The organism is bacterium (assembly GCA_040757115.1).
GTDB lineage: Bacteria > UBA9089 > CG2-30-40-21 > CG2-30-40-21 > SBAY01 > JBFLXS01.
Window position 1 is genome coordinate 1 of sequence record JBFLYA010000054.1, and the last position, 20,359, is coordinate 20,359.

Sequence of the window (20,359 nt, forward strand, 5' to 3'; positions counted from 1 at the left end):
CCTTTTTGAGGTTAATTATAACAGATATTAATGTCAAAGAGCTAAATAAAGGTGCACGATGTCCTGCTACAAAATAGAGGATTAGGAGTGCACGATGTTCAGGTGCACGATGTGCTGCTAGTTATCACATAGAGTTTATCATCCCTAGAGCCTACATAGACTGTTCCATCAAATCCTATAGCCGGGGAAGAGACAATTTCATCTCCGGTAATAAATTCCCATTTTTCTGTTCCATCGGGCCTTATAGCGTAAAGTTTGTGATCTCTTGATCCTACATAAATTGTTCCGTCAGTTCCTATTACTGGAGAAGAGTTGATCCAATAACCCGTGGGAAACTCCCATTTCTTTGTCCCGTCAGGGTTTATGGCATAGACTTTATGATCCCAAGATCCCATATAAATTGTTCCATCAGACCCTATAGCTGGAGAAGGATAGGCAATATCTCCAGTAATAAACTCCCATTTTTTTATTCCATCGGGGTTTATAGCGTAGAATTTATGATCCTTGGATCCTACATAAATTGTTCCATCGGTTCCTATAGCTGGAGAAGATTCAATAATACCTCCGGTAGTAAATTCCCATTTTTTGATAGGAGTTGTTGGTCCATTATAAGAACTTCTACCTGTATGTGTTGGGTCATGGTGAAACATTGGCCAGGGGCTATCAGCTAATCCTTGTGCCTGCAACTCCTCTGGAGTTAATGATGACAAAATTCCAATCAAACTCAGCCCTAAAATCCCCAAAACGATTAAATTCTTTTTAAACATTTTTTCATCAACTCCTTTTTAATTTTTTTGTAAGCGGATTAAACGGATTGATCGGATATGTTTTTTTATCTTTTTATTTATCCGTTTTATCCGCTAAATCCGATTACTAATTTTTTTTCCCTCCATAAATCTGTCTCAGAAATGTTTTAGAAATGTTTCTGACTTGACAAACATCTCTTTTTATGATAATATTTAACATGTGCCCTGCTATCTCAAACGGAGAGAGAGCTCGACTGCTAATCGGGAGGTTCCGGGTTCGATCCCCGGGCAGGGCACAACAGAGGAACGGAACCTGAAGCAGTCATTCCTCTTAAAAAAATTATAAAAAATACTTGACAAATTGAAATAATTATGTTATATTTAGAATAGCAGTCGGGTTCAACTATCTCCAGTTGAGATAGTAGTAGAAAAGCAGGAAGAAAATTTCTTTCTGCTTTTTGCTTTTTATAACCAATCAAGCCAATCAAGATTCACCCTAAAAATCCCCAAAATAATCAAATTCTTTTTACTCATTTTTTCATCAACTCCTTTTTAATTTTTTTGTAAGCGGATTAAACGGATTGCTCGGATATGTTTTTTATCTTTTTATTTATCCGTTTTATCCGCTAAATCCGATTACTAATAAGAAAAGAAAAACATCCGCTTGCTTTAAAAAACTGCACCCCACATTCTGCCTCCCACATCCTTTTTTTATCTGCCATCTGGCAATCTGATTTTGTAACCGTTCACCGCAGAGAACAGAGACGCAGAGAAAAACACACCCCTAACCCCTCTCAAGAGGGGAAAATCTATGGACGAGACGCTTAACATTCCTGATTTTCATCAGGGCAAGCTCTTAAGTACAACAACATTAAAATTGATTAACAAATCTGGCTTGCCTGCTGAACATTCGGTAAGCAGGTCCTATGTATTTCCATGTCTGCATCAATAATCTTTTATGTTATCTGATTTATTTCTATATTTTCTCTGTTCCTCTGCGTCTCTGCGGTAAATTACCACCTGAACGGTTACCTGATTTTTTCCCTTCCTATAGATCTGTCTCAGAAATGTTTCTGAGTTAAAATTTTAATTGACAAAGAGTGATACTTATGGTATTATTATCTTCAGACGAGGTAATTATCATGCAATCTGCTTTAAATCTATCTAAAGAAATTATCAATTTAAGCAAAAGAACCAGGATAATAACTTTTGAGACAGTTAGGGATAATAATTTCGATCCGGTAGAGGATATGATTGGGAGTATTACCCTTAACCATCCTATTGATGTCGAGTCGCTATTAAAAGAAGGAAGTTTTTACGGTGTCAGCAAGGATTTTGAAATTTGATGCTTCGCTCCCTAATGTTATCTTCTGGGATGCAAATTTTGTTATTAACTCTTGCGTTACTGAGGCTAAATACTTCTCAGAATGCAGTAATCTTCTTCGGAAAATAGCAAAAAGAAAGATTACTTCAGTCATTTCTACTTTAATTCTGGAAGAATCCTGGTACGGTCTATTAAGAATCAAACTAATTAAAGAGTATCAGGACAAATGGCTCGACAAACTCAGAATGGTATTATTAGATTGAAAGAAAAAAATATTAATTTCAAGGAGAACAAACATGAAAGCAAAAGAGTCATTAACCGATTATTTAGATTATCTCCAAACTGACAATATTATAGAAGCCACTCAACAAGCACGTAAAAAGAGCATGCATCTTTTACAAGACCAGGGTATTGCTGTTATGGCTCTTTTAATCTCTAACTTCATTACAGAAGCAATTGACCATCCTGAATTATTATTAGAGAAGGCATCATGAAATGTGTTTATATTGATACCTCCGTAGTGAATATCAATCTGTTTGGTACAAAGAAAGAACCAGAGCGATATTCTATAGTAATGAATTTCTTTAATCGACTTAATAGTCAAGAATTTGAAGGATTAATCTCCCTATATACCCTTCAGGAAATATATGCCTTTTGTGAAGATAACTTTCCATTAAACTATGTAAGAAAAGTAGTTAAATTGTCCTTTCAAGAATTACTAAAGAGTGAATTGCAAATAATTCCTTTATTAAAAAGATCCGAACGATTAGTTCACCAAAGAAAATTTCCGATCTCAGATTTATCTGACCAACCTCATGCAATTTTAGCCTATCTGAATGGGTGTGATGCTATTATTACTTATGATGACCACTTTAGAGATATCGGATCTATCATTAAAGTTTTTACGCCAGAAGAATTCTTGGATATACTTGACAACAAACTTTTGCAGGAAATTTAATAAAGCTACAGATTAACACAGAAAAACACAGAAAATAAAATAATTTATATCCTTTTTTGTCTCGCCAGGGCGCAAAGAGCACAAAGGTAATTTTTCCCTTATTTCCCTTTGCGTTCTTTGCGTGCTTGGTGTGAAACTTCCTTTCTCCTGAAAATAATGTCAGTGTCTATAGTCAGTAACAATAATCTATTGACTACTGACACTGTCACTGGTTTTCATCCTCTTTTGTACGCCACTGGCTCATGGCCGCTTTATCTAACCTCTCCTCATCCAAAGAAAGACCTTCTGACTTTTCTATTTCTAATTGACGCTCTATTTGCCTTTTTAACCTATCCTTAATGTTAGCGGTCAATGATGTCTCATCCCCTAATTGAATATCTATTTTAGTGTCTTCATCTTCAATAATTACCATAAAAAGAGAACTTAATACAAGTCCCTCTGGATCCTTTTTATCAAGTTTAGTTTTAGAGAATTTCATTACCTTATCAGTCCATTCTTCAATTAATTCTTTAAAGAATGGCATATTAATCAACTTATCAAATAAAGAGGACTTATCATCAGATTCTCTTATCTCTCTAAGTAAAGTTATTAAAGTAGATTCTTCCGGTGTTTCCTCCTCATGCTTAAGTTCTTTTATCCTCTTCTCGACTTCTTCTTTCTTCTTCTCCAAATCTTCTAATTCTTTATTCAACCTATCTCTTTCTATTCCAATAACTGTCCAATACTGCTCTTTCCATTCTTTACCATCAAGGTAAGAAATACTTTTCATATAAGATTTAATCTTAGCCAGTATCAGTTTAAAACAATCCTCATAATCAGTTATTGTTCCCTTATTCATTTTACACAACAGCCAATATCCCTCAATATTCGCCGGGTCAAGTTCTATTGCCTTTTTAACCTTAGCCTCTGCTTGAGCAGGTAGGTTTTTATCTATATCCTCATTTGCCTTCTTTATTATTTGCTCTGCTTCCAAGATATTGCATTCATAATCATCTTTTTTAAGTTTAAATTGGTAATAACCCTTACCGAGTGTCCCTTTACGAGTAGATTCAATAATCCTTCTTTTAAAAGGTTCATTTAAATTAGTTACTTGTATTCTAAAAGCTCCTGCAGGGTCTTTGGGGCTCTCAATATTCCAATTATCAAAAATACCATATCCTGATGTCCAATGAAGAATCTGTTTTCTAATAAAATGTTGTAGTAATATAAATCGAGGTTCATCTTTTTTGATTGATTTATCTCCTATACGAATTTCTTTAAGCCTAAAGTCTATTTTTATAGGCTCTATTGGAGTAGTCTTTAGTATTATCGCTTCAAGTTTACTCCTTAAATCTTCTATCACACTCAGTAATTTAGTCTTTTCAAAGGCATAACTTTGTAAACTTATAGCTAAATGACTAAATAGAATAACCGAACCAGGTGCTACTTGCTCCAGCCAGAGTTGATGAATCCTGAATAAGTAAATAGAAATTGAAAGATAACTACATAAAAACACTAAAGAGAATAATCCTTGTTTTAATGCAGTTAATCTTGGTAGGAGTAATCCTATCATTAATCCTATCATTATCAAAAGTATACTATTTAATCCTTTGCTTAGACGAGTTAAGAATTGTTGATTAAGAATATTATCAATTGCGGTAGCAAATATCCCTACCCCCGGGTATTGAGCTGAAATAGGTGTAGTACATATATCTCCCTGACCAGTAGCAATAGAGCCAATTAGCACAACCTTGTCTTTATAATCCTTAAGCGAAATTATAGGTTTTTCCCTTCCTTCAATCTGTTTAGCTGATTGTAAAACCTCTATAAATGAATTAGTTTTTAAATCTGAGGTTGTAAAATTCAATAGCATCTGGCATTGTTTATCTATAGGGATTTTGATTCTATCCAGGATGATATATTTGCCTGGGATTATTTCTATATCCTCCTGGGAAATATTTAAGTAATCGCAAGCCAGTAAAAGAGCTAAGTTTGGATATAATTTATCCTTATATTTAATAACTAATGGAATTTTTCTTATTACTCCATCAGTATCGTGGAATACATTGGTATGACCAATACCTTTTGCACCTTTAAGCAGGCAAGGAAGTGAAGAAGTAAAACTTACAGCAGTTTTGATATGGGAGGCGGGAAGGTTTTCACTATACATCCTGCCTCCAATACATGAACTTTCAAGCAATTGCTCAACTTCCTCATCTACATCTTCTGAAGTAGAAAAATGAAAGATATAGGAATGATAGACATTTTTAGCTAATGTAGTACAATCTGATAATAAGTCATCATATTTTGGATTTGGGCTTTTTTCTGAAAATAGAATATCAAAACCAATTTGCTTAGGTCTATACTCATCTTTAGTTAATGTATGTATAAGAAGTGCTTGTAAGTCTCTTGGAAATGGGAATTGGTTTATCTGGCTAAATGTATAATCATCAATAAGTATAAGTTTTATTCGTGAGTCTAATGGTTTATTTAGTGAAAATAGTCGAAATCTATAGTCTAATGATTTTAATTCAAATGGCTCAAATATTCCACACCAGGATAGCAAAGTTATAATCAGACTGACCAATAATCCTAATATTACTCCTTGTTGGATATTGGTTTTATATACCTGCATAAGTCTAAACCTCCAAAATATATGGGATGCGGGAGGCGGGAAGCGGGGAAGTAATGTTGCCTTCTGCTTCCACTATTCTTTGCTGATTTTATCTAAATATCTAACTAACCCATTAAGTAAGCGTCCTACACTTTCTATAGCAGTTATTAACTGGAAGTTTACATAGGATAATACCCATAAATAAGGCATGAGAATAATCGTTCCGTTAGGAACATAATATCGGTAGGAATAGATAGACAAATCAATCAGTTCCGTAGGAACGATATATTGGTAGAAAATTTATGGAAAGCCATTTACCGATATATTGTCCCTACGGGACATTATTTGTGTGATATTTATTTCTACCGATATGTTGTCCCTATGGGACATTATTTGTATTTCTAAGTAAAGTTTTGAATAATAACTGCTATATCATTTGTTTTATTTCATGGTACACTTCATTATTAACCATTTTCAACTTATAGCTAAGTATCCATAAACTTTCTACTTCATTTAATGACCCCATAGCTATCTCGACAAAATATTTGTATTCTTTTTTAGATGACCTTCCAGAACCCTCTGCAATATTACTTGAGATAGATATAGTAGCTCGTCTTATCTGGGATGTGAGCCCGTACATTTCTTCTTTTGGAAAATCCTTAGTTACTTTATAAATTTTAACTGCTAAATCAATCGCTAATTGCCATACTTCAAGAGTTTCATATACTTTTGCCATTTAATATTTTCCTCCTTCCTGCTTCCCATCTCCCACTTCCCGTTTCCTGCTTCCCGTCTCCCGCTTCCCAAGTTATTCTTTCCAATAAAGAATTTTCCCAACAAGATTTTCTCCTTCTTCCAATATATTTCTCATGCGAGTTATCTGGGCAGAGGTAGGTTCGGGTATATGTAGTTTTACTTTTTCTTTTTCAACCTTTACTTTCTTTTTTGCCTTTTCTAACAACTCTTTAATTTCGGGTATCGAAAGTTTTAATAGAGGAATTTGTTCTGCCTTTTCAATAGCTTCTTTATCCAGGCCAAGGGTCTGATATGCCGCTTCATAGTTAGGAAATAATCTTAATGCCTCAATAAACATCTCTAATGCTATATTTTTTTCTTTTAATAGCGTGTATAATACCCCTAAATTAAGGTATATTCCACCGTCAGTTGTATCTTTTTTTATGGCTTCTTCATAGTACTTACAGGCAAGTTTTAACTCTCCATTTAAGCAATAAATATTAGCCAGATTATTATAAGCAGGAGAATATTCTGTATCAATCTCATTGATTATTTTACTAAATTCGTTTATTGCCTCCTCATACCTTCCGTCCTTAGCATAAAATATCCCTTTTTGATTATGCTCCATAGAAAGTCTACTTTTTTTTCGGTATTCTTTAAATTCATTAATGTACTGTTTAACTTTAATATTTATTTCTTCTTGTGCCGGAATTTTAGGTAGCCAGTTTTCTTGAGGGAGGGTTGGTGGATTAAGAGGAGGATAATTTTTCCAACATTTATGTGTCTCCAATACTTTCAATTTACCCTCATTATTCCATTCCTTATACTCTCTTATACCATACTGCCAGGCATCTATAAATGATTTTTGTAGATGAATGGGGTCTATTGGTAGCCAGACATGGTCTTGCAGGATAATATATGAGTCCTTATCAAAACTAATTAAATCGGCATTTTTAGAATGGATACCTGTATCAAATAGTATAAATATATGTTCTGGGACTAATACAAATGCTGTGTGAATACCGACACTTTCTAAGCAAGTGGCATACAAGATACTTAAATCATCACAATCGCCTTTAGTAAAGAATAAACTTTGACGGGCATATTGAATTATCTCAAACGGCTCATGCGAGTAGCCAATAGGGTATACAGATAATCCTACAAATATCTCCATTGCCTGTAATAATCTTTCATTTAATTCTCTTGGTTTAAAAGCACTAATTATATGTCGGGTAAAGAATTTTATAAGTGGGTCATCTGGGGTTACAAATTTACTGATTTTCTCCCAATCAATAGCCTCTTCCTTTTTAGGAAATTGTACAGATAGGCTAAGTCGATGTGTACTACCAATATCATCATAAGGTAAGAAACAATAGTCAAATAGCGTATGATTTCTTTTTAGCCCTAATCCAAAAGAGTATTTACCTAAATCTTTACTATGAGAATTTAGGCTTTGAGAGTATCCTCCTTGCAATGTTAAGTTATCTAAAAGTCTATACTCTATACCAAGATGTAGTTTAGAATTAGACTCCTTCAGAAATTTATCTATATCAACTGCAAAAATTAAGTCATCTCTTAATTTATAAGTAATACCTGTTTTGATGTTTAAAGGGAGTGGATAGCTTTGCTTGATAAATTTTACCTTCTTGCCAATGTTTTGTAAGTTTACACCAATATTTAAATCTCCTCTTTTATACAATCCACCTAAGTCAGCAGCAAAGGTAGTAGCCTTTTCATCCTCAAGTTTTTCTTGAATAAATTTACCAGTAATACCGATAGAAAGGTCATGGGTTAGCCCTCTGGCATATCCTAAACTAATGTTTAAATCCGAAGTATCAAAGCTACCAATAGGTGCATCAGTAGGTCCTGTTCTTTTTTCTATTTTATCTGAATTAAGATAGTTTATACTTGCTCCAATGGATTGATTTGATGATAAAGGTTGGGCATAACTAAGGAATTCTTGTGTAGTATGAAGGGAGAGTTGGTTATGAGAGAATAAAAGTTTCCTTTGCTTGATTTGATTTAGCCCGGCAGGATTCCAATAAATAGCAGTGGGGTCATCAGCTAGACCAACAAATGCACTACCCATGCCTAAAGCCCGTGCTCCGATACCTATCTTCAAGAAAGAATAGGGGGTTTTACCTGCCTTAGCTTCTACTTCTTGTACACTGAGTAAGCCAAGAAGTATTAGAAATGTTATCTTAAATTTTAACACACTTTCCTTCCTACACATAAATAGAGTTCAGCGGCGGTGGGCTTGCCCACCGTCCACTGTAATAACTTGATAATTCGTAACTATTTAGCCAAGTGAAGTGAAAGGTAAGGAGAGGTGGAGAAAGGAGAGAATTGGAGAAAAGTACAAAATCCCACATCCCAAATTATAAATCACAAACAAATTCCAAATTCAAAATCTATTTGTTTCCCCTGTAGATAATATCAACGGGGTTTAGAGTTTTGGTCATTGGATTTTAGAGTTTGTTTGATTTTTGGTGCTTGTGATTTGGTACTTCTTTTTATTCTCTCCATTTCCCCATCTTCTCCCTTTCTCCTTACTTACACAACTTCAGATGTCTAAAGTGTTACGATAATTCAAGTTGTAATTTTTTGCTCAAATTGCTTAAACTTTTCTCGACACTTTCTCAACGCCAACCTGCGTAGTTTCTTTACACGCTCTTCAAGGTATTCAAGTTCACGCTTGGTAATTTTATATGATTTCTTGTATCGTGCACCAATATATGCTTCCTTCAGAAGCTCAAACAGATGTTTTTCTTTGCCTTTTTCCCGTGGGAAAATCTCGGCGAAATCCGTATCAATTTTTTCCATTCGCTCTGTTAGTTTCTCTAAATCGTGTGTTCTTGGTTTGTAGCTGGTAAGTACGAGAGAAGCACCAGTGTATAGGTGTTCGGTGGTCTGGTGGAGATGGAAAGCAGCCTCATTATTCCAGCCTTTCTTAAAACTAGATTCATAATACCAAAAAAATTTCTTCGCCTTCGGAAACCAGATTTTATAATCCTCCTTTGCCAGTGCCCTTTTTATTCCTGGGGTAAGCTTCCTTGCTCGTACCAGTTGGAATCGTCTTGAGTCATAAAGGAGTATGCCTTCCTTTTTGACATCAGCATAGAAGTATCTGCCAACTGAGAGTTGTTCATTGACATGCTCAATATCTTCCCTAATAAGTTTTACTGGTGTATGAATCTTACGTCTGATTTGATTTTCAACTTTATTCCAAATCTTATAATCATCTACTATCTTCTCCTCCTGCACAATCACCATAATGTCAAAGTCACTTTCATAATTCGTGAAATGTTCCTCTTCAGCATCATATCGAAAATCGCGCTCCACGAAGTCTCCACGAGCATAACTGCCAAACAGAATAATCATCTCGACTTTTGCTGCTGCACGAATGATTCCAACGATATCTTCGAGTTCCTCTCGTTTATACTCCGGAAGATGGTTTATGCTTGTTTTCATAATTAATCCTCAATAATTCAGTGGTTGTCCGTTACTGGAGTAACCAATCAAGATTCGGACAGAGACAAGCCCTGTCCCTACATATAGCATCCATCATTTTTAAGTTTAAAATAGAACTCTGAAAGAGCAGTGCCACCAGTTAGATAGAATCTATCTGTGATTTGTTTTTCTTTGTTGCTAAGTTCCAAAAAGTCAAGTTGTTTGGAAGTGAGTATAGTTTTCCCCATAGTAAATACTCCAAAAAGCGCCTTTTATAAGGGTCAATATGGGATTTTATCCTCTCCCAGGATTCTATTACTTCTGTCCGATTAAGTTTTTCCCCATCCAATCCATAATTTATTAATTGAGTTAGCTTCCACAGTCTAAATTCTTCTGGTTTTTCCTTCATAAACTTAGCTTCATCTATCACCCAGTTATACATAGTTTTATTCCTCCAGAATGCCTAAGAGATGCTCTAATGCTTTAGTTCTAATACTCTTTGATAAACCTCATCTCCAATATAAAATTTCTTCTTACGGAGTTCATCTATATAAACCTTAAGGTCTTTTTCTATTAATCCCAATTCTTTACCATAAGCAAGTACGCCTACTTCTCCTATTACTTCTAATCCTAATTGTATAGCCTTAGTTCTCAATTCGAGGTCTGACCCCCAATCCCCCTTTTGCCTTTCCTTCGTCCTGTACAATCACCATAATGTCAAAGTCACTTTCATAATTCGTGAAATGTTCCTCTTCAGCATTATATCGAAAATCGCGCTCCACGAAGTCTCCACGGGCATAACTGCCAAACAGAATAATCATCTCGACTTTTGCTGCTACACGAATGATTCCAACGATATCTTCGAGTTCCTCTCGTTTATACTCCGGAAGATGGTTTATGCTTGCTTTCATAATTATAGCAGTTATTATTCAAAATTTTACTTAGAAATGCCGATAAGTATAGTAAGTATTAACCAAAACTTCACATTAGTATTGTTGATGGTTGATAGTTGATAGTCTATGAAACTATAAACTATCAACTATCAACCATCAACCCTGTTGCTATATCTGTTCTATGAGAAATTTTCGTTAATAACTACTATATGTCAAATTTTGATTAATAAGTGCTATAATCCTCAATAATTCAGTTAATAACTTCATGTCAATATTTTCACCAAAAACTCTAACAACTTCAACTCTCCACTTTTTTCTCATCTTACCTTCCCTTCAATTTCTTCATTAGTTAAATTAATTATTGGAATACCTTCTTCTTCTAATATTTTTTGAGTTTCCCAGTAGTTCAAACCAAGTAATTCTGCTGTCTCTCTTAAAGTTATCTTCCTATTCTTGTAAGCAGTAATAACTTCTTGCTTCATTATAGACCCTAATCCCATTGCTATCAATTGTCGTATAGCTGTTGAGACATCCTCATAGTGTCTTTTTGCGTAATAATTAACTTTCTGTAACAGGTCATCATTTAAAACTGTTCTTACTTCTATCATCTTTTGTTCCATTTATCCTTCCTCCATTATTAAAGATTTATACTTCTCTAAGTTACTCTTAGAAAGCCTCTTATAATAATATAAGTTTTGTAGGTAGGTAACATATTCATCTCTACTCAAAATCTCCTTTTTTACTCTCTCAAATAAGAACTCAGGAGAATTCATTACTCTGAATCCTTCAAGTTTTGCTTTTCTATATAATTCAGTATCGTCAACAAATACATAATGAGCATTTTTATCTTTAGCTAATAAAACTACTTGAGTATCAACTTTTGCAATATTATGAAATTCTTTTTCACTTTCTTTCTTAATTATCTTTTGATCAAACACTCTTTTAATAATTATAGCATCAGAATAACCAGAGATAATACCATCCTCTACACATTCTCTATAAACTCCTTCTGGACAGATTATCTTTCCTTCTATTTCCGTTAGCCACTCAATTACTCCAATTTTTGATAAAGATATCAACATTGAAGTATCAATAACTATTTTCTTCATTAAGTCACCTTTCAATTATACTCCTGCTAATGCACAGGATGGAGTAATAACTTCTACTTTAGTATCTACTAATAGCCCAAGAAATATACTTACTATAAAACTGACAAAGTAACAAGGTAATAAATTGACAAATGTAACAAGTTAGCCTTATATTATATTACCATAAGTGGGAAGAACTGTCAATTAAAAACAGAAAATGGCAAATTATTTAATTATTACTAATCTCTTCACAATGGTCTTAGTAGTCCCATCAACAAAATCTACCTTAAAGATATAGACATAAAGGCCACTGGCAATATCTAACATATTCCATTCAAGTTCACTATATCTTCCCTCATCCCCCTTTCCTTTTAGAGTTGTTACCCAATCATAGCTAATATCGTAGATGTCTATGGTTATATCTGCATCCTTTGGTAGATGGTATCTAAAAGTAACTTTATCAACATTTTTAGCCGGATTAGGGTAGCTATAAACAATTATGTCTGAAGTTGGGGTATAAATTTCCTTTGTGGCTTTTAATAGATACAATTTATCAGATAAAACTAAAATATCATTAACTCCGTCTTTATCTACCTCTGAGGTGATTAAATGGGCTATTTTATTATTCGGTAGAGTATAATTCCATAGTTTATTAAGTTCATCATCTAAAACAATAATCTGGCCATCCTGAGTATAAGTAATTATCTCTAAGTGTCCATCACCACTAAGATCATTAATACAGCCGGTTGCAATTCCTGTGGTATGGTTAAATTGAGCAAGTGGATTAAGGTTACAATCAAGCATCATAACCTTACCAATATTACTGCCGACAACTATTTCCTTTTTACCATCATAATTAAAATCTGCCACAGCCATTCCTTTTAATCCATAAGTTGTCAGGAATTGATGGATAATGTCACCATTTGCAGGATTAAGGATATACACTCCACCCCAATCATTATTATCATTTAAAATCCAAACGATGATTTCTTCCTCACCATTTCCATCCATATCAGCAATAGCTACATTCGTGCTAGTAGATACAGAACCAATTTTTTTAACCCATTTCTCATTACATGAGTCATCCAGACAAATTACATAACTATACCAATCACTTGTGCCATTATAGGTGCCAGGCTCAAGGCTAATTTTAGAGGCATAGGATTGAATGGCAACAAAAGAGTCATTAAGAGCACCAATTTCAGCGTCTGCACCTAAGGAGTATGTCCCTATTTCTTTAATTTTTTCAGTGATGATACCATCTACATACTTTATTCTGGACATAACTACCTTACGGATGGTGACACTACCTACCTCACCTACCTTCCCAAGTTGGGTAATAATGGTATTGGGGCCTAATAAAGATATATTCTTTATCTCATTGCCAAAGTCAAATAATGAATAGACCTGCTTGTTCTTACAATCAATAATCCCAAGTACACCTTTTTTATTAGCAAATATAATTTCTAATGAGCCATTATTATCCAAATCTATCAGACAGATACTGGTCAGCGTCCCCCCTAAATCAGAAGAAAATAACTCATCTCCATTAGCCCCACAGACTATAACCCTATTTACAACTGGAGTGATAATTTCTAACTCTCCATCACCATTGACATCACCTGTTAGAACCAATTGGTTAGCTTGTTTAGTCCAGTCGACTTCAAAAGGCAATTTGGGATGAATCTTTTTAGTAGAGGCAAATGGATAATAAAAGGTACTTGCGGGACTATATCCATTAAACTTCCAGCCTATTGTTTCAGTTGCTGATACTTTGTTAGTCCAACTGATAAGACACATTAAAATGACAAAAAGTATTCTCATCTTATTTTTCCTTCGTGTTCTTCGTGCTCTTCGTGGTGAATAGTTACAATAATTACAGTAATTCATTTATTTTTGATAATAATTCTGCATCATCAAAAGGCTTGGTAATATAGGCATCTGCCCCTACTTTTTCACCCCATTCCTTATCACTCTTTTGTCCCTTAGCCGTTAACATGATAATAAGAATGTGTTTGTATTGGTCATCTGATTTTAGAATCTGGCAGACCTGGTAGCCACTTTTTTTAGGCATCATCACATCAAGAACAATCAAATCAGGATTCTCTCCCTGTGCCTTATCCAATCCCTCTACGCCATCGGACGCAGTAATGACATCATAACCTACATTTTCTAATCTAATCTTCAATGCCATGACTAAGTAAGGTTCATCATCTATTACCAATATCTTTCTTTTAGACATCTTTTAACACCTCTTTTATCGTCTTAATCAATTCTTCTGATTCAAATGGCTTGGTGATGTAACCATCAGCCTTTAGCACTTGAATCCCTATTAACCTATTACTCAATTCTGTCCGGGCAGTAAGAAAGATAACTTTAATCGCCTTAAGGGAGGCATCTTCTTTAATCTTTCGGCAGACTTCCCAGCCATTCATCTTTGGTAACCAGGCATCCAAAAGGACTAAATCAGGTGTTTCTTTATATACCTTATCCAATGCCTCTAAGCCATTAAATGCCGTAATTACTTTATAATTATTTACTTCTAATCTAATTTTAACTGCCTCTACAAGTTGTGGGTCATCATCAACCACTAATATTTTGAACATAGTGTTTTTTACTCCCCTTTGTTTCTTCTTCTGCCTTACTAAGTAATTCATCCTGGGTCGTGGCATCATCAGGATAAGTGGCTGTCCCTAATCTTATTATTACCTCTATTGCTCTACCTTCTTGAGTTAAAAATTTATATGAGACCAGAGCATTTAATACCCTATCTCTCAAGGAAAAGGCATCTTTTCTGTTTATCTCCGAAAGAATAGCAATCGATTTATTCTTTTTAATCCCTGTCACAACATCACTTTCTCTTCGAACTATCTCCTTGCATACCTTTTCTACCTCATAAAGCATTTTATCGGCAATACCTTCTTCCAAATTATCTATTTTAACTATAAGCAAGGACAAAAACAACCGATTTTGCAAGGCAAAGGAGAATTTCCTCTTTAAAACATCTTTAAAATATATATCTTCTTCATATTCAGGTAAAGAGAAGGTGAAATTACTTCCTTTTTCCAGTTCGCTTTCTACCCTGATTTTACCATGATGTATTTCAACAATTGCTTTAGAAATACTCAATCCTAAACCTGTCCCTCGAACTTTTTGGTTAGTAGGAAGTTCAAGCCGGTGGAATTTATCGAATATCAAAGGAAAATCCTCTTTGGCTATACCTATTCCAGTATCGATGATACTAATCTCGACCTGGTTATTTACTTTTTTACCTTTGATAGTTACCGTGCCAGATTCTTTAGTAAATTTAATTGCATTATCTATAAGATTTGTCAATACTTGTGAGATTTTATCTACATCAGCATAGACAGTTGGTAAATCCTGAGGCAATAAGTTTTTTATGGAAATATCTTTTTCTGCCGCCTGAGTCTGAAATAATTTAATTATATCTTCGGCGACACTATTTATATTCATCTCTTGACAATTTAACTCCATTCTACCAGATTCTATCCGTGTTATATCCAACATATTGTTAATCAATCGAGTTAAACGATTGATATTCTCATTAATAATAGTCAGAAACTCAGTTTGTGTTTTATTGATTTTACCTGGAATCTCATCTAAGATAAGTGATACAAATTCTTTCATTGTCGTCAGTGGGCTTCGAATTTCATGGGAAACAATCGAGACAAACTCTGATTTCATTTGATTCAATTCTGCAAGTTCTTAATTAGCCTTCTCCAATCTTTTGGATTTGAGGGTTGATTCCATTAATTCTTCGGTCCTCTGATGAATAATATCTGCCAGATGTCCAGCGATAATTGCAATCCAGAAGAAAAATACTACTCGCACAATCACCGATGTTATTAAATATTCTACATTCTCATGCAAAAGAATTTTAAATTCTGAAAGAGGTGCTGATGGTAAAATTTCGAAGAACTCAAAACTAATAATAGTCGTATATAAAATACTGCTTAGAGCGGCAAAGAGAATACTTGCCCGTAATGAGAGCAGGGCACGGGCGGCGATAATGATAATAAAATAAATGAATATATCAAACTTCCTAACCCACCAGTAAAATGGACACCTAAAGTAATAAAGAATAAATCTACGATTAATTGAAAATAGGCAATAAATCGTAGACATTTTCTTAACCGAATCATGATGAGATAGAATATATTAAGGACATACTCAATAAAAGGTAAAATTTCAGGAAAACCAATTTTTATCTCACCTTGCTGGCTGGCTAAAATACATATAAGATATGGAAAAGTAGCGGCTATCCATCTTATATTTATCAACCATTTTATCCGTTTAGCCAATTCCTCTTTTTCTACCAGATCAATTTTTTCCATAAGTAACTAAATTATATTACTTATTTCTAACTTTGTCAATAATTTTCTACTACTAAATAATTTTTCTTTACAATTTTCCCTGAATATGATATTATAAAAATATAATGGGTAATGAAGACCTATCGTCAGGAAAATCTGATTTGCTCTCCGAGATGTGGCATGAGGTAAGAAATCCTTTAACCACAATCAAGGCATTTACTCAACTGTTATTATCTGCCCCTGATGGAGAAATTAAATCACGAGTAGAATATTTAAAGATAATTAATAGTGAAATTGATAGATTAACGGGATTGATTGATGAACTGTCAGATACGGCAAAACTGACTAAGGAATCCCAAACTTGTTTGGGGAAATAGGATATCCTATAATTTTATACGAGGAGATGAAGGTAAAATGAAAAAAATATTAATTGGAGAGGACAATAAGCTCATCAGGGTGGCATTGATACAGACCCTTAAGCGTGAAGACTTCGAATTTTTAGAGGTAGAAGACGGTAAGCAGGTATTACAAAAGTTTGAAGAATATCAACCTGATTTGCTTATCCTGGATATAAAAATGCCCGAGATAGATGGAATAGAAGTGTTAAAGAAGATACGAGCGGTAAATCAACAATTACCAATAATGATAATTACTGCCTACAAAGGTTTAGAAAAAGACCCGGAGATAGTCTTAGGTAACATCTCTGCATTTTTAATCAAACCAATTGATATTGAGGTATTAAAGGCAAAAGTAATGGAGATATTAGTCCAGTAACGCTGATGAACAAATCTATCGTACCTGTTTAGCGTGGTCAGAGAGCACAAATGAATGGTATTGACTTAGTGCGAAACCGCTTCAAACACAACAAGTGGTGTAACACAAAATCAAAAATTAAATATTAAAATGCAAAATGACCTATCAAATATCAAAAATCGGTAACCGTTCACCGCACAGACACAGAGACGCAGAGAAAAACACACCCCTAACCCCTCTCAAGAGGGGAAAATCTATGGACGAGACGCTTAACATCCCTGATTTTCATCAGGGCAATCTCTTGAGTACAACAACATTAAAATTGATTAACAAATCTGGCTTGCCTCCTGAACATTCGGTAAGCAGGTCATAAGTATTTCCATATCTGCATCAATGAATTTTTTATGTGTTCTAATTTATTTCTATGTCTTCTCTGTTCCTCTGCGTCTCTGTGGTAAATTACCACCTGAACGGTTACCGAATTTCCAATTTTAACTTCATTTTCTAACCGCAAGATTTCAAACAAAAGTGAACCGTCCCGAAAATCCGTGAATCGTGTCCCGTATCCGTATCCGTAGTTAGGCTGACGGTTTTTCCTCCTGTTGTCCTCTGCCTTCTGCCCTCTGCCCTCTGCCTTCTGCCCTCTGCCTTCTGCCTTCTGCCTTCTGCCCTCTGCCCTCTGCCTTCTGCCCTCTGCCTTCTGCCTTCTGCCTTCTGCCCTCTGCCTTCTGCCCTCTGCCTTCTGCCTTCTGCCCTCTGCTTTTCCTTTCCTATAACATTCCAATCGGGTCAACATCTACATTTATCTTCAAATACCCCGGTATAGTTATTTGGTCTAATGCTGATTTCACTAATTCCCGAAGGGGTTTAGGATTACCTTTAAGAAGTATTTGCCAGCGATATTCTTCCTTTATCTTAGTTAAAGGGCAAGGGGCTGGACCTAAAATAATCACCGTTTTATCCTGGTTATTACTTCGGAGAATACTACCGAGCGTCTGGGCTAATTTAATCGTTTCCTCACCATTTTTACCTTTGATGATAATATTAAGTAAATGGGTAAAAGGTGGGTAATTAAGTTCTTTTCTAAATGTAATCTCTTGAGAATAAAAGGTGGCATAGTCCTGTATCTTAGCCGACTGAATAGTAGAATGTTCAGGATTATAGGTTTGAATAATAACTAATCCGGGATTTTGCCCTCTTCCGGCGCGACCAGCAACTTGCGTCAGTAATCCAAATGTCCGTTCTGCGGCACGAAAATCAGGCAGATTTAACCCCACATCTGCTGAAACTACCCCAACTAAGGTTACATTGGGAAAATCTAATCCCTTAGCAATCATTTGTGTGCCAACTAAAATATCTATTCCGCCTGATTTAAAAGAAGAAAGAATATTATCATGAGCCATTTTAGGTGTAGTTGTATCTAAATCCATTCTTGAAATTCTTGAATGTGGGAATAATTTTTGTAATTCATCCTCAACCTTCTGCGTTCCTGTGCCAGAATACCGAATTTGTGTCCCCTGACACTTAGGGCAGAATGCGGGTGCTATTTTTTGAAAATTACAATAATGGCATTTGAGCATTTTGTCTGCAAAATGATAGGTTAAAGTAATCTCACAATGCGGACATCTCATCGTCATCCCACAATCACGACATTGAATAAAGGTGGCAAATCCTCGCCGATTTAAGAAAATAATGACTTGCTGTTGTTTGTTTAGTCTGTCCAATATTGCCTCTTTTAATTTTAGGCTAAAAATACTCCGATTACCCATTTTGAGCTCTTCTTTCATATCGATTATTTCTACCTCTGCTAAAGGTCTATGGTCAATTCGAGATGGGAGATGGAGATAGTAAAATTTACCAATGGATGTGTTGTAATATGCCTCTACGGATGGGGTGGCAGAACCTAAAATTACCACAGCATCAGTAAACTTTGCTCGCATAATCGCTACATCTCGAGCATGGTAGCGTGGGACAGAATCATATTGTTTATAAGTAGTTTCGTGTTCTTCATCAATAACAATCAGACCTAAATTTTTCATAGGGGCAAAGATAGCCGAACGAGCACCAATAACGATTTCTGCTCCACCTTCCTGTATCCTTCGCCATTGGTCATAGCGTTCGCCTGGAGATAATTTACTGTGTAAAATGGCTACTTTTCCGCCAAAGCGGGCTTTAAATCGCTCAACTGTCTGCGGAGTAAGTGATATTTCTGGCACTAAAACAATCACCCCTTTTCCTATCTTCAAAACCTCATCTATGGCTTGAAGATAAACCTCTGTTTTACCACTCCCGGTTATGCCATGCAATAAAAATACCTTAAACTCACCTTTTTTAATATATTCTTTGATAGCATTTAAACTCTCAGTTTGCTCTTTGGTCAATCTTAGAGGGTAAGAAGGTTTAAAATATCTATCTTTGTAAGGTTCCCTATCTATTTGCTTTGAACAAACCATAAGAAAATTTTTATTTATAAGATTATTAATCGGGGTGAGGCTTGTTTGTGCTTTTTGGGCTAATTTATCTGGCTCAAGAGCCCCATTTTGATGCAGGATTTCAATAATCGAACGCTGTCTTTGAGTCAGTGTTTGCGCCAATATTCTTTCCTTAGGCAGGGCTAATTTGATTACCTTTATCTCTTTGGGTTTTAAAGCAGGCTTTTTAACACGCTCGATCTCTATCAACTCTTTCTGGATAAGACTGTTTATCGCTGAATAAATAGGTCTTTTCTTTAAAATGTTTAATAACTTAGCTAAACTTATCTCTTTTTCTTTTTTTATTAACTCCAGAATCTTAAATTGTAGAGGTGCCTTTTTATCCAGACCCGGCATATCTTTCAGGTATTTAATTCTGGTTTTTGTGTTGATATTAATACCCGGTGGTAGAGTCGATTCAATTACCTCGCCCCAGGAGCAAAGGTAGTATGTGGCTATCCATTGGGTTAGTTTTAACATCTCATCAGATAGAACAGGCGTGCTATCCAGAACATCTAAAATATCTTTTATTTCATAGTCAGCACAGATAGGACTGGTAAGGACATTAACGATATATCCAGTCAGGTGGCGCCGATGGCCAAAAGGAACTAAGACCCGTTTCCCAATGGCTATATCTTTTTCTAATTCCTTTGGAACCGCATAGGTAAAAGTTTTATCAATAGATAAACCCGAAACTATTTCGATGAACATATTGCTCCTGAAAAATGGTTTTCTCCCCGCAGAGTCGCAGAGCTCTGTGGTGAACGATTACAATGTGTTAATCTCATCCGAGCTCCTTATAATTTTATCCTTTGTTATAATACTTGCTGAATAAAACTTTGCACAAGCAACAATAATTCTATCATGGATTTCAGGGATAGTCTTTAATTTCGTAACCGTTCAGGCTATATATCAAAAGTGTAAGAAAGGGGATAAGGAGATAAGAGTGATATGGAGATAAGATAATAGAAATAGATTGAAATTTATAGAAATAGGTAGAAATTGATTGTGGAA

General features: G+C 35.0%; 25 protein-coding genes and 1 tRNA gene. 8 read left to right on the forward strand and 18 right to left on the reverse strand.

All coding sequences use genetic code 11. The features are described 5' to 3' along the window. Nucleotides 1-98: 98 nt before the first annotated feature. Entirely contained in the window at nucleotides 99-767 is a 669-nt protein-coding gene (locus AB1422_06415) for a PQQ-binding-like beta-propeller repeat protein (GenBank protein ID MEW6618968.1), read from the reverse strand. 201 nt (nucleotides 768-968) lie between these two features. Between AB1422_06415 and AB1422_06420 the strand changes: the two genes are divergently transcribed. The 6 genes from AB1422_06420 to AB1422_06445 all read left to right on the forward strand — a co-directional run bounded on the left by AB1422_06420 (nucleotide 969) and on the right by AB1422_06445 (nucleotide 3,028). After that, nucleotides 969-1,042, forward strand: a tRNA-Ser gene (locus AB1422_06420). A gap of 515 nt (nucleotides 1,043-1,557) precedes the next feature. Beyond that, nucleotides 1,558-1,698 (forward strand): hypothetical protein, encoded by a 141-nt coding sequence (locus tag AB1422_06425; GenBank protein MEW6618969.1) that lies wholly within the window; start codon nucleotides 1,558-1,560, stop codon nucleotides 1,696-1,698. Nucleotides 1,699-1,855: 157 nt separating this feature from the next. Further along, nucleotides 1,856-2,092, forward strand: coding sequence for a hypothetical protein (locus AB1422_06430; GenBank protein MEW6618970.1), 237 nt, complete (start codon nucleotides 1,856-1,858; stop codon nucleotides 2,090-2,092). After that, on the forward strand, nucleotides 2,067-2,333 hold the full coding sequence (locus AB1422_06435) for a hypothetical protein (GenBank protein MEW6618971.1): 267 nt from the start codon (nucleotides 2,067-2,069) through the stop codon (nucleotides 2,331-2,333). Before AB1422_06430 ends, AB1422_06435 begins: the two co-directional genes overlap by 26 nt. Before the next feature lie 33 nt (nucleotides 2,334-2,366). Continuing rightward, nucleotides 2,367-2,564 (forward strand): hypothetical protein, encoded by a 198-nt coding sequence (locus tag AB1422_06440; GenBank protein ID MEW6618972.1) that lies wholly within the window; start codon nucleotides 2,367-2,369, stop codon nucleotides 2,562-2,564. Further along, nucleotides 2,561-3,028, forward strand: coding sequence for a type II toxin-antitoxin system VapC family toxin (locus AB1422_06445; GenBank protein ID MEW6618973.1), 468 nt, complete (start codon nucleotides 2,561-2,563; stop codon nucleotides 3,026-3,028). Before AB1422_06440 ends, AB1422_06445 begins: the two co-directional genes overlap by 4 nt. 205 nt (nucleotides 3,029-3,233) lie before the next feature. Here the strand turns inward: AB1422_06445 and AB1422_06450 are convergent, their stop codons facing one another. The 15 genes from AB1422_06450 to AB1422_06520 all read right to left on the reverse strand — a co-directional run bounded on the left by AB1422_06450 (nucleotide 3,234) and on the right by AB1422_06520 (nucleotide 16,142). Further along, on the reverse strand, nucleotides 3,234-5,642 hold the full coding sequence (locus AB1422_06450; GenBank protein ID MEW6618974.1) for a CHASE2 domain-containing protein: 2,409 nt from the start codon (nucleotides 5,640-5,642) through the stop codon (nucleotides 3,234-3,236). A 406-nt stretch (nucleotides 5,643-6,048) separates the two neighbouring features. Continuing rightward, nucleotides 6,049-6,357, reverse strand: coding sequence for a four helix bundle protein (locus AB1422_06455; protein ID MEW6618975.1), 309 nt, complete (start codon nucleotides 6,355-6,357; stop codon nucleotides 6,049-6,051). 72 nt (nucleotides 6,358-6,429) lie between these two features. Next, the gene (locus AB1422_06460; protein ID MEW6618976.1) at nucleotides 6,430-8,571 is read right to left on the reverse strand and encodes a PorV/PorQ family protein; all 2,142 of its coding nucleotides are present in this window, start codon (nucleotides 8,569-8,571) and stop codon (nucleotides 6,430-6,432) included. 374 nt (nucleotides 8,572-8,945) lie between these two features. Further along, complete coding sequence (locus AB1422_06465; GenBank protein MEW6618977.1) at nucleotides 8,946-9,827, reverse strand: HEPN domain-containing protein; 882 nt, start codon at nucleotides 9,825-9,827, stop codon at nucleotides 8,946-8,948. A 139-nt stretch (nucleotides 9,828-9,966) separates the two neighbouring features. Next, nucleotides 9,967-10,248 carry a hypothetical protein gene (locus AB1422_06470; protein MEW6618978.1) on the reverse strand — a complete coding sequence of 94 codons (282 nt, stop codon included), beginning with the start codon at nucleotides 10,246-10,248 and terminating at the stop codon, nucleotides 9,967-9,969. Between the two features lie 33 nt (nucleotides 10,249-10,281). After that, nucleotides 10,282-10,461, reverse strand: a complete 180-nt coding sequence (locus AB1422_06475; protein MEW6618979.1) for a DUF3368 domain-containing protein — start codon at nucleotides 10,459-10,461, stop codon at nucleotides 10,282-10,284. Continuing rightward, a complete protein-coding gene (locus AB1422_06480) occupies nucleotides 10,451-10,717 on the reverse strand; it encodes a nucleotidyltransferase domain-containing protein (GenBank protein ID MEW6618980.1) in 267 nt (88 codons plus the stop codon). Before AB1422_06480 ends, AB1422_06475 begins: the two co-directional genes overlap by 11 nt. A gap of 299 nt (nucleotides 10,718-11,016) precedes the next feature. Continuing rightward, a complete protein-coding gene (locus AB1422_06485; protein MEW6618981.1) occupies nucleotides 11,017-11,319 on the reverse strand; it encodes a UPF0175 family protein in 303 nt (100 codons plus the stop codon). Continuing rightward, nucleotides 11,320-11,808: a hypothetical protein gene (locus AB1422_06490; protein ID MEW6618982.1), complete on the reverse strand. Its 489-nt coding sequence runs from the start codon at nucleotides 11,806-11,808 to the stop codon at nucleotides 11,320-11,322. Nucleotides 11,809-12,012: 204 nt separating this feature from the next. Then, entirely contained in the window at nucleotides 12,013-13,677 is a 1,665-nt protein-coding gene (locus AB1422_06495; protein ID MEW6618983.1) for a hypothetical protein, read from the reverse strand. Next, nucleotides 13,664-14,029 (reverse strand): response regulator, encoded by a 366-nt coding sequence (locus tag AB1422_06500; GenBank protein ID MEW6618984.1) that lies wholly within the window; start codon nucleotides 14,027-14,029, stop codon nucleotides 13,664-13,666. Before AB1422_06500 ends, AB1422_06495 begins: the two co-directional genes overlap by 14 nt. Next, the gene (locus tag AB1422_06505) at nucleotides 14,022-14,393 is read right to left on the reverse strand and encodes a response regulator (GenBank protein ID MEW6618985.1); all 372 of its coding nucleotides are present in this window, start codon (nucleotides 14,391-14,393) and stop codon (nucleotides 14,022-14,024) included. The genes AB1422_06500 and AB1422_06505 overlap by 8 nt, the downstream gene beginning before the upstream one ends. Then, complete coding sequence (locus AB1422_06510) at nucleotides 14,371-15,492, reverse strand: ATP-binding protein (protein ID MEW6618986.1); 1,122 nt, start codon at nucleotides 15,490-15,492, stop codon at nucleotides 14,371-14,373. The genes AB1422_06505 and AB1422_06510 overlap by 23 nt, the downstream gene beginning before the upstream one ends. Nucleotides 15,493-15,513: 21 nt before the next feature. Beyond that, nucleotides 15,514-15,678 (reverse strand): hypothetical protein, encoded by a 165-nt coding sequence (locus AB1422_06515; protein MEW6618987.1) that lies wholly within the window; start codon nucleotides 15,676-15,678, stop codon nucleotides 15,514-15,516. An 83-nt stretch (nucleotides 15,679-15,761) separates the two neighbouring features. Continuing rightward, entirely contained in the window at nucleotides 15,762-16,142 is a 381-nt protein-coding gene (locus AB1422_06520; protein ID MEW6618988.1) for a hypothetical protein, read from the reverse strand. A gap of 104 nt (nucleotides 16,143-16,246) precedes the next feature. On the opposite strand from AB1422_06520, the gene AB1422_06525 reads away from it, so the two are divergent. Both AB1422_06525 and AB1422_06530 read left to right on the forward strand, forming a co-directional pair. Continuing rightward, nucleotides 16,247-16,498, forward strand: coding sequence for a histidine kinase dimerization/phospho-acceptor domain-containing protein (locus AB1422_06525; protein MEW6618989.1), 252 nt, complete (start codon nucleotides 16,247-16,249; stop codon nucleotides 16,496-16,498). A 37-nt stretch (nucleotides 16,499-16,535) separates the two neighbouring features. After that, nucleotides 16,536-16,895 (forward strand): response regulator, encoded by a 360-nt coding sequence (locus AB1422_06530; GenBank protein ID MEW6618990.1) that lies wholly within the window; start codon nucleotides 16,536-16,538, stop codon nucleotides 16,893-16,895. A 346-nt stretch (nucleotides 16,896-17,241) separates the two neighbouring features. Here the strand turns inward: AB1422_06530 and AB1422_06535 are convergent, their stop codons facing one another. Both AB1422_06535 and priA read right to left on the reverse strand, forming a co-directional pair. Further along, entirely contained in the window at nucleotides 17,242-17,658 is a 417-nt protein-coding gene (locus AB1422_06535; protein MEW6618991.1) for a hypothetical protein, read from the reverse strand. Beyond that, nucleotides 17,645-20,056: a primosomal protein N' gene (gene priA / locus AB1422_06540; protein ID MEW6618992.1), complete on the reverse strand. Its 2,412-nt coding sequence runs from the start codon at nucleotides 20,054-20,056 to the stop codon at nucleotides 17,645-17,647. The genes AB1422_06535 and priA overlap by 14 nt, the downstream gene beginning before the upstream one ends. Nucleotides 20,057-20,359 lie beyond the last annotated feature (303 nt).